Source organism: Paenibacillus xylanivorans (assembly GCF_001280595.1).
In the GTDB taxonomy this organism is placed as follows: Bacteria; Bacillota; Bacilli; order Paenibacillales; family Paenibacillaceae; genus Paenibacillus; species Paenibacillus xylanivorans.
Genome location: NZ_LITU01000065.1, coordinates 83,318 through 93,389, shown reverse-complemented (window position 1 = coordinate 93,389; position 10,072 = coordinate 83,318). Strand labels below are relative to the sequence as shown.

Genomic DNA, 10,072 nt, shown 5'->3' with positions numbered 1-10,072 from the left:
TTTAAAATCCATTTTTGCCAAAACAAATGTATCTTCCCGCCGTGAGTTAATCTGGTATTTTGTATCCCGTTTCCAGTTGTCTGATGAACCTGCGATTTGAATGTTATGATCTGGATGTACAAAAAGATGCCTTGTCCCATGGGACAAGGCATCTTTGCACTAAATGAAGGTGAAGATAGTATCAGCTATATCAACTACGTTAATTTCATATGAACCTACAGTACCATTCTCACGAATGGACAATTAAGACTTTGCGGGTTTAGCGGGCTTCTTCGCTGCTTTACTGTTCTTCACCTGCACAACAACAGGCTCTTGCGGGTGTTCAACCGGATACAATTTGCGGAACAATAATGTCTGCAAGACCAGGAATGAACCACCGATTGTCCAATATAGCGGCATCGCTGCCGGTGCCGAAAGAGAGAAAAAGGCCATCATTAATGGAGAAATATATCCCATGATTGCGAATTGTTTTCGCTGTTCAGGCGCCATATTGGCTTGCGAAACCTTGGCTTGAATCAGATAAATTACGGCTACCACGACTGCAAGCACGTAGTCAGGCGCTCCCAATTTGAACCACAGAAATGAGTGGGATGACAACTCCGGCGTAAGCCGAATAGCCGTGTAGATACCTGACAGAATGGGCAACTGAATCAGCAGCGGCAAACATCCGATATTGAGCGGATTGAACTTGTGCTTCTTGTACAGCTCCATCGTTTCCTGTGAAAGCTTCTGCTTATCGGCTGGATCGTTTTTGCCCTCATACTTTTTCTTGAGCGCATCCATCTCCGGCTTCATAGCATTCATAATTACTCGTGTACCTTGCTGAGATTTGGCTTGCCGCATCATCAATGGCAACAATGCAAGACGGATAATGAGGGTGATCACAATAATGGCAACCCCATAACTTCCATTAAATATCGTTGCGATGTGCTGAATGAGATACGACAGTGGAAATACAACATAATGGTTAAAGAATCCCGGTGTTGATGAATTAATCTCTGAGACGTTGTTACTGCATCCAGCCAGTAGCATAACTGCAAACAGAATTGCAATCAGGCCATAGATCCGTCCCTTGCCAGATGTAAAAGTGAACCCCTTGCTTGTCTTATGTTCCATATATATCCTCCTCGTTGTTTTGTAGAAAGTACATAAAACGAGGAATGGCAATCTGGTTCATCTTCATCCGGGGATTCTCTTCGTCTGACGATTCGTTTTAAAGCCTCAGGTCTATGTTGTCCGTCCAAGGACAAGGCTGGCAATCCAGGTTCCAGACCACCTCCGGCCCCACCTTCCATCCAGTACTCTGTAATGCCGCAATGCAGATGGGCAATATAAGCGTAACTGACTGTGAAAATGAGTCCGAGTGAAAATATATAGGGTATCAATTCCTGAAGTTCAAACAAGGGATTCACCCCCTTTATAGGTTAGTTTTTATAGTATAACACTTACATATTGATTTTGCATAAATTCATTGCTGGAAAACAGGTAGATGAATTCATTCCATTCTCAATTTGGACAATTCTAGCTTAGCTCTATGTCTTGCCGTATTAAAAGAAGTCCATGAACTGTCTGTTTCCTCCAGGTCGAAGTTAGCTTGACGCTCCAGCATTTCCCCTTTCAAATTCGGGTACTCTCTCTGGGCAAATTCCCGCAATAGCGGAACGGCATCTGCAGATAAACTCGCCAAGTAGGATGTATCAATAATGCCTGTCTGATGATATCGTGCAATATTGAGCTCCGCAATCCGTTTATCCATACCCACATAGTTGACTGTCACATAGGCTGTAAGGGACAGTACAATATACCAGCGGATCAACGGTATGGATGTATAACGGATTCGAAGAGCTGCAATAAGCAGCAGCAGGGCCAGAAAAATCATAAATGCATGTACGAGAAATCGAATGTAGGTATACCCATAAGCCTGTTCATACAGGTTGAGGCGTATAAACGCCGAGTACAGCATGATTGCGGAACAACCCACCAGGACAAAGAGCAGCACCTGATGCACAACAGAACCTATTTTGCCGCTTGAACGCGTGAACTGCAGGGCGATGATTAGGATGAAAAAATTAATGCCTGTTACCAGTATCAGCTCCACAAATCCACTTCTTGCATACTCCGCATAAGACAAGTCTGACGGAAGATGCCCCCCACCCGCTCCAAAAAGATAAGAAAATTGTACAAGCACAAACAGAACGTATACACAGTTGATAACCAGCAGCATCGTGCCCATAATGACGGGATCCAATCTAAAAGGTACACGATGAGCTTGAGTAGAAATCGTGTCTGATGAGATCTTAATCGTTGTCTGATTCTCTTGTATGGAATTCACGGAAACGTCTTCTTGCTTTTCGATTTCTGAAGCAACCGTAATTGCTTTTCCATTTTTCCAATGTGCATTCTCTCTTTTCTCCGCTTCATATTGCATCGGCTGCACGAATCCCCATACATAACTGAACAATAAAACGCCCGCGATGAGAATCCAGATCACTCTCGGCAACCCTGGTGTCAGTGTCAGTTGATTTAACCATTCCGGAAAACCAGATAAATACTGATTAAAAATCCCATCTGCAGAGGAGAGCAGTGCTACGACCACGATGAGGATGGGAACGGATGCTACAAGGCCAATGAATACTTTGAAAGCAACCGTTTTCTGTGTTTTGCCCAATGCCCGCCCTCCTGTTTTCACAACAATACTTGCAACGGTTCCCCAATGGCGGATGGATTGTGGCAGCAAATGGTCCATAGCGGTACCGATCAATCCAATGTCCCACCATTGTCTCTGTTTTCTGCCGACCAGATAAGTCATATGTAAGATAATAAGTCCCGGTACGACCAGGAAATTAAGTATACGTAGCGGTTTATTGTCGTATATCAGAAACGTCAGCGCCAGCATCAGCACCACCCCAGCCATAAAAGCATCAATCATGGTCAATGGCCGCATGCGGTCTCTGGCAAACAAGAACATAAAACCATAAAAGAGGATAACAAAGATGGGATAAGAAACACCAAGCTCCTTGCCATAGAACAAATACTGATGAATGATTGCTAACATTAGTGCGGATAGTAGCGTAATTAATGCGCGATTGGGTGAAGCCATTATCTTATCAATCATGGGAAATACCTCCATTAACTTTCTAGGTTTAATTCTAGATGATAAAATAAGAATATAAATAGAAACTAAAGTGGATAAAACTTCTTATTTTATTATATTGCATCAGCTACAACCTCCAGGAGGAATCAAAACCTTGAAATTACATCAGCAATATTTGCTGCTTCATAGCCGGTTTGGTCAACTATTAGAACATGAAGTAACGCTCTCTGACCTTGCGGAACTGCTCGAGTGTACCCACCGTAACACATTAACAATCGTCAAAAAAATGGTTGCCCAAGACTGGATTCGGTGGGTGTCTCAGCGCGGACGTGGACGGCGTTCTACGCTGACCCTACTTGTTCCGGCTGATCAAATTGCTGCAGAATACATGATGCAGGCCATGAATCGCCGGGAGTTGCAGCAGGCGGCCGAGCAGGTTGGTGCTTTCTCCAATTCTCCGACTATGCAGGATCACCTAAACCAGTGGCTGCTTGGTTATTCTGGACACCATACGGAAGCTGGTAGCCATAATGAGAGAATTGATATGCTCAGGTTACCGATCCGCCAACAACTGCACGCGCTTGATCCCCTTTATATCAATTTGCTGGCCGAATCTTTTGTCACAAGTCATGTGTTCGACGGGCTGGTTCAGCGTAATGAACAAGGAGAGATTGTTTCCTGTCTGTCTCATACCTGGGATGTCAGTCCAGATCGGAAAACATGGTTCTTTTATTTGCGTAAAGGGATTACTTTTCACAATGGACACCTGCTGACAGCCGCGGATGTGGTGTATACATTTGAACGACTTCAATCCACAGAACGACGGACATTATACCGCGATGTGAGCAAACAAATTTTATCGATTGAAGCAGCAGATCCCTTATCCGTTTGTTTTAAGCTCAAAGCCCCACATGAATTGTTTTTGCCCTTTCTTTCTACGAGCCGTGCAGCGATTGTTTCACAAGCCACGTACGGGCAACATAAAGATGGAAACAAGGAACAAGATGTACCTAATACCAAGCAAAAACCTATTGGAACGGGGCCTTTCAAGGTCACAACCTGGGATGATCACGTATGCAGGCTTGAAGCTTTTCCGATGTATTTTCAAGGCAGAGCCCATCTGGATCGAGTAGATATTCTACAAATTCCGTGGAGTACCCCTGTACATCTGGATGAAAGGCAAGATATCGAAACTCCCTTTTTCCACCTTGTTCATAATCCATCTTCGTCTGAGGGTAGGGACTGGACACAGATTAGTGCAGATGTGATGGTGTGCAAATTACTAACTTGTAACACGCAAAAAACCGGACCGCTAAGCGATCCGGATGTAAGAGCACATGTTCAGGCATGTATTGCTGAATTGTATGGTGGGAATGGCATGAATGAAAGTGATACAGAAGATGCTGATCAAAAGTTGATACATGCGAAGGAGATGACTCACTCGTCTCATCCTCCCACTTTAGCCACCCCCATCTCCCTGCACATCGCAACCATTCCGCAATATCGGATGGATGCTAAACATTTGGCATCGTCATTGGAAATGTGCGGCTTTTCATGTACTGTCCGCATAGGCACGATGGAGGAATTCAAAGGGAACCTGAGACTGGAATCTGATCTGATTCTCTTCTCCCTGATTCGAGACCGGGACGAAGAATTGCGCAGATACGATCTTTATCTTACCTTATCCGAGCATCTGGAGGACTCTTCCAAGAAGCGTGTACAAGAGATGCTGCAAATCGTTGTTGCTTCACAAATATCCGCAGACCGAACAGCTGAACTGGATCGGATCGAACGATTTTTGGTGCAGCTGAGTCTATTGTTCCATTTGTCTGAAAAACCTGTGGAGACTGCCTACCTGCCTTCCGTTCGCGGCCTCTCCTTCAACAGTCAGGGATGGGTAAATCTCCGTCATATCTGGTTCCCGTGATTAATCATTTAACGAGAATAACTATATCTTCGTTTCAAGATGCGGCCATGATTTTGGATGCCTATGAACTGATCATTGGATCAGCGTCCACCTTCTCCGCATTTTTTCATTTTTCGTGGAAATGGTATCCTTCCGGCGGTACACACCGAGGAGTAAACCGAGCATGGCATAATCAAATATCAAGTGATTTCCGTATCCAATAAAAGGAAAACAAATACTAAGAATCGGAGCCTTGCCTGTGGTCAGCGCCAACGAATAGATGATTTGCATTGCAAACATAGCGGTGATACTGACAATAATCATACGACCAAAGTCATCCCGGATACGAGGAAGTATCTTCACCATACTGGCAACAAACCAGATGATACCCACCAATAACAGTATCCCGGCTGACCAGCCAAACACATCAATGAGCAGCACACCTGGGTAATCCTTATAGCCCGTTTTAAACATGTCGAACGTTGTATCAATCCCATTACCCCACCAGCCCGCTGATCGAATAACTTCAATAATGGAATTGTTGGTATAACCATCCCCATATGGGTCAGCCTGAAGATTCAAAACGACAGAGAGCCTCTCTAGACGTCCATATTGATCCGCAAAAAACAATAAAAATACAAAAACACATCCTGTTATTACAGCACCTACGACTGTATAAAGCCATTTTCGCGTGAGCCAGCCAAATAAAATAATGGACATTGAGCCAAACAGAAACATGCGAACCCAGTCCGATATTTGAAACAATAGCACTACCGGTAACGCTACCATTGCAATGTAGGCCAATATGGATTGCATATTACAATTGGAACGAAGCTTGTCCAGCATAATTGTGCCAATGGCAAGTGGCACTACCCACATTGAAACCGTCGTCACATCTAGCACAAAGCCGAATGGTAACACCCAAAACCTATTTATACCATTGTAAGTTGAAGATAGCACTGGATTGATCCACAGCATGGCATTAAGCAGAATATAGATCCACCAGGCCGCTTCTTTAAATTTTCGATAATCAAAGTAAATAAAGAACAACATGAATATGAAACCCATAACAGTGTATATTACATGATTGCTATACAGTTCCTGATATATTTTTACTGTAACATTGGTCGTAAAAATCCACATTAACAACAGGCTTACTGTAGCCAAACCAAGTAATCCAACTAACAGCCCCCAATGCATACGATAACGATGCAATCTGTGCATACTTTTGCCGACAACTGCGGGATCACCCATCTGCTCAATGGCGTATACAACTGCCTCTTCCTGGCTAAGTCCCTCTTGCTGCTTGTCCAACATCATTTCTTCCATGTGATTGCCAAGCTCATCACGCAGATCCGTATGTACTTCACGTGCCTTAACCTGACTACACATTTGATCCAGATAATGTTTAACCTTCTCATGTCGATCCGTCATGTAAGCCCCCCCTCCCCAAGCACCCGATCCACGGCACCGCGGAATAAAAGCCACTCTGCTTTTTTATGTTGTAACGCCTCCACACCCTTATCACATATCGAATAATACTTACGTTTCCTACCTTCAACCTCCATCCAATAGGACTCCACCCACCCCTCAAGCTCCATCGCGTGCAGAATGGGATATAACGTGCCTTCTTTCAAATTAAACACACCTTCGGATTGACGATGGAGTTCCTTAATCAATTCATATCCGTAAAGCGGCTGTTCCTTCAGTAGCGTAAGAATCAATGTCTCCGTACTGCCCTTAATCATTTGTTTGTTCACCTGCAAAGCTGTCACTCCCTTTTGTTCATGCTTCCACATCCAATAACAACAACCACTCTTACCACTTCTTAAAACTTCAACATGAACCTAATAAAACCACTTGGCTGTATACATCGGAAATCTATGCATAGTAAAACTAGGTATTATATTACCTGATTCTTCCTTTTCTGTCCAGCTATGAATTGGATGCGTTTATGATAAAATAAACAAGTCATTTCACATCTGAGATACTATAATGAATCTCTCTATTCTTTGTTTTCATATTACATATTCGTTCTAACCATTATGAGGAGGCCATCCAAACCATGAGCAAATTGATATTCTTTCTCGGCGGGGCCGGGAGCGGCAAAACAACCCTTGCTAATGCCCTCTCCCGTAAACATAAAGCTGCTTTTTTTGATATGGATATCCTGCTGCGTCCTGCTGCTGAAGCAATAATGACCCTACAGGGACTCGATCCATCCGATCGGGATTCACCAGAGTATAAACGATTGTGCCGTGACCTGGGATACCGTATTACGATGGATGCTGCACTGGACAACGTGCAATTGGGTATCGATACTGTTGTTGTCGGACCCTTTACCAAAGAAATCGGAACTCCGGACTGGATCAAACAAGAACTCGCACGGATCGGACGTTCCCTCGACGATACCGATGTACGTGTAGCCTATATTTATCTGGCAAATGAAGCGTTGTATCGTCAGCGGATTACAGCCAGACAATCTCCGCTGGATGAGTGGAAGCTGGAAAACTGGGATGCCTTCACAGCCTCACTTGCCCGAAAACAAGTAGCCTGGCCGTTGCCCGCTTCAGCCGTGGCTTATATCGATAATTCCGATGAGAGCCCTGATATCGCGTTTGCTGAAGTCGAACAACGAATATACGAATAAAATATGGAATGACCCTGAACCTCTCCGTTCAGTTCACTCTCATAATTGCTTACACGCTCATTAATCCTCACACAAAAGGGGTATTCGTCACGATGAACCGCGCAGGTCCAACGTGACAAATACCCCTTTACTATGATCTATGACCAAACGTTACATCCAAACTACATCGTCGTTACAAAAAGTGCGACACAATATACTCCTGCTCCAAAGGTGTAATCACGGTACGATCCACGGGTGGGCCTTCTGTCAGATACTCTGCAACTTCAGCGACACGATTGGATTCCAGCTCTGCTGTAAATACGAGATTGGCCTTCCCTAATGTTTCAACTAATGTTCCACGCGCTTTAGTGTGAAGCATGAATAAGGTATATAAATCCGGTCTTTTCAACTCCGTCATTGCTCGCGCTATCAAAGCCAAATTGGCTTTGTTGTTCTCCACAGGATGATACCCTTTAGGATGTCTCTTTAAGCCAAGATCGCACCACAAAATGCGCCGCTCCTGTACATCAATAATGGCCGGGATACACATACGGGAATCTGCCGTCAGATTAATTCGCTCCTGCACCGTTGAAGGTTCAAACATCTCATCCGACTGTGGCGCCTGACGCATCATCCAGCCAGCATAACACTCTGGCAGGTCCTTGAAGGCATCTTCCCTGAATGCGTTAACCATGATCACCATATAACGTACGCCCAACCTGGAAACCGACGGCAAGTGCAGATCCATATACTTCGCCGCTCCATCCGGTGCATTCACCATATCCCCGCTAGATGTAGGCTGATATTCATTCGATTGCGGAGGAAGCAAGGATGTTTGGTCAATATAACGCCAATCCGGATCATACAGTACACTCGACATATTGGCATCCACATGACCGGTTGGTCCATCACCCACTATGCCTTCCTTCCACCAAAGAAAAAAGCGAACGGTATCTCCTGTGGGTAACGATATCCATGACGTACGCGATAGAGCTCTAATAGATTCGCTTGCTCGATGTTTTCCCCATGGAACCGTAAAGTCTTGAAGTCTCTCATCAATATAGACATTACCGAGTGGAGGAAGCCCAGCAAATCGTTTCAACAGCGTATGCTCTACTACCGAAATCACCGTATGAATATCCTCCAGTGATAAGGGCTGCAACGGTTGTGTGGAGACATACAAATTTTCCGTGTTGCCTTTGGGGAAAAAGCTCCTCCTGGCCTGGAACTCATTCCGTGTGCTGAAGTGAGCCAACACCAGAAGCAGTGCCCGTGTCGATATCTTCTCTTCCACAGTTTCCATTTTGCCGATGACTTGTTGCAACGGAACACCGGAACGTATCATTCGGTCCAGCTGACTGACCATCTCTCCCGGACGTTCTGCGAGCGTCTCCAGAATAAGCTGGTTATCCTTCTTTTCAAATGCCCGCTCCACCCTGCCATGAAAGTTAAGCGGTCGTTCACCGCGTCGCAACTGGTTCAGCGCCGCTACTGCCCCTGAATAACGGTGCTGATACTCACCCGGATGCAGTCGCTCGGCCAATCTAAGCCAGCGCCCTTTATATCGAAACAATTCTTCCAACGGTTCCGAAACACCTTCCAATAAAGCAAGTATTACTCGACGTTCAGATCGGGTAAATGAACGGAAGCGGGTATTCTCCTTCAAAGTGACATCTCCATCGGAACAGGCTACAGCCAAGCACAGTATATCTGTTGCTGTACGCAAATGCCGCTGGAATTGCTCCATCGAAGCGCGCCCCGCCTTTAATAAAGCCGCACAATATACGGCTGCATTTTCTATCACAGGTATTTGCCCTGGCTCTGGCTCATATGCGGCCCAGCCTTCATACTCTGTTGCAAACCAGATCAACTGACCTCTTGCAACTGGCGTTAACGCAGCTTTTGCTTCAAGCAGGTCTATTCCCACTTGGTAAAAATCCGCTTCACTGCCGAGATGAATTACACGCAGGCGCAGCTTGTCCAGCAATAATACACGCTGCTCTTGTTCATGATCAGGAAACTGTTGCCTCCATGAGTGCATCAAAGCATTCAAATAAAGCTGACTCTCCTGAATATTCATTTTTTGCTTGGGAAATCTGGGATACATGATGGTTTCTTGTAAATCGATTTTTTTCAACTGTTGAAGCTCACCCATCAGTCGCTCAAACCATGAAACGAATCCGCTGCGTTCCCAGGTGCGCAGCACATCTATCAGTTTCGTCGAAAACGTATATCCCAGCGATTCCAAATTTCTAAGTGCAGTCGCCAATATACGCACAGGCAGCTTGCCCTTGCGCTCTGCGATGATCACTTTCAAATTTCTGCTGAAATAGATTGAGAATAAGTCCATCACTTGTACTCTCCCACATGACGATAATATATTCAGCATTGGTAAACTTGCCTATCTCGTGGCGGTTCTTCATATGTAAAAAGCAGTCCAAAA

General features: G+C 44.9%; 7 protein-coding genes. 2 read left to right on the top strand and 5 right to left on the bottom strand.

All coding sequences use genetic code 11. The features are described 5' to 3' along the window. Window positions 1-243: 243 nt before the first annotated feature. The gene (gene yidC / locus AMS66_RS17755; protein WP_053782066.1) at window positions 244-1,116 is read right to left on the bottom strand and encodes a membrane protein insertase YidC; all 873 of its coding nucleotides are present in this window, start codon (window positions 1,114-1,116) and stop codon (window positions 244-246) included. 379 nt (window positions 1,117-1,495) lie between these two features. Beyond that, window positions 1,496-3,115, bottom strand: a complete 1,620-nt coding sequence (locus tag AMS66_RS17750) for a DUF4153 domain-containing protein (RefSeq protein WP_053782065.1) — start codon at window positions 3,113-3,115, stop codon at window positions 1,496-1,498. Between the two features lie 133 nt (window positions 3,116-3,248). Between AMS66_RS17750 and AMS66_RS17745 the strand changes: the two genes are divergently transcribed. After that, window positions 3,249-5,021: an ABC transporter substrate-binding protein gene (locus AMS66_RS17745; RefSeq protein ID WP_053782064.1), complete on the top strand. Its 1,773-nt coding sequence runs from the start codon at window positions 3,249-3,251 to the stop codon at window positions 5,019-5,021. 72 nt (window positions 5,022-5,093) lie between these two features. Here AMS66_RS17745 and AMS66_RS17740 read toward each other — a convergent pair whose 3' ends face one another. Both AMS66_RS17740 and AMS66_RS17735 read right to left on the bottom strand, forming a co-directional pair. Beyond that, window positions 5,094-6,434, bottom strand: a complete 1,341-nt coding sequence (locus tag AMS66_RS17740) for an FtsW/RodA/SpoVE family cell cycle protein (protein ID WP_053782063.1) — start codon at window positions 6,432-6,434, stop codon at window positions 5,094-5,096. Beyond that, a complete protein-coding gene (locus AMS66_RS17735; protein WP_082350766.1) occupies window positions 6,431-6,799 on the bottom strand; it encodes a PadR family transcriptional regulator in 369 nt (122 codons plus the stop codon). The genes AMS66_RS17740 and AMS66_RS17735 overlap by 4 nt, the downstream gene beginning before the upstream one ends. A gap of 266 nt (window positions 6,800-7,065) precedes the next feature. Between AMS66_RS17735 and AMS66_RS17730 the strand changes: the two genes are divergently transcribed. Then, complete coding sequence (locus AMS66_RS17730) at window positions 7,066-7,650, top strand: AAA family ATPase (protein WP_053782062.1); 585 nt, start codon at window positions 7,066-7,068, stop codon at window positions 7,648-7,650. Window positions 7,651-7,822: 172 nt separating this feature from the next. On the opposite strand, the gene AMS66_RS17725 is transcribed toward AMS66_RS17730, so the two are convergent. After that, the gene (locus tag AMS66_RS17725) at window positions 7,823-9,979 is read right to left on the bottom strand and encodes a hypothetical protein (protein ID WP_053782061.1); all 2,157 of its coding nucleotides are present in this window, start codon (window positions 9,977-9,979) and stop codon (window positions 7,823-7,825) included. Window positions 9,980-10,072: the final 93 nt, after the last annotated feature.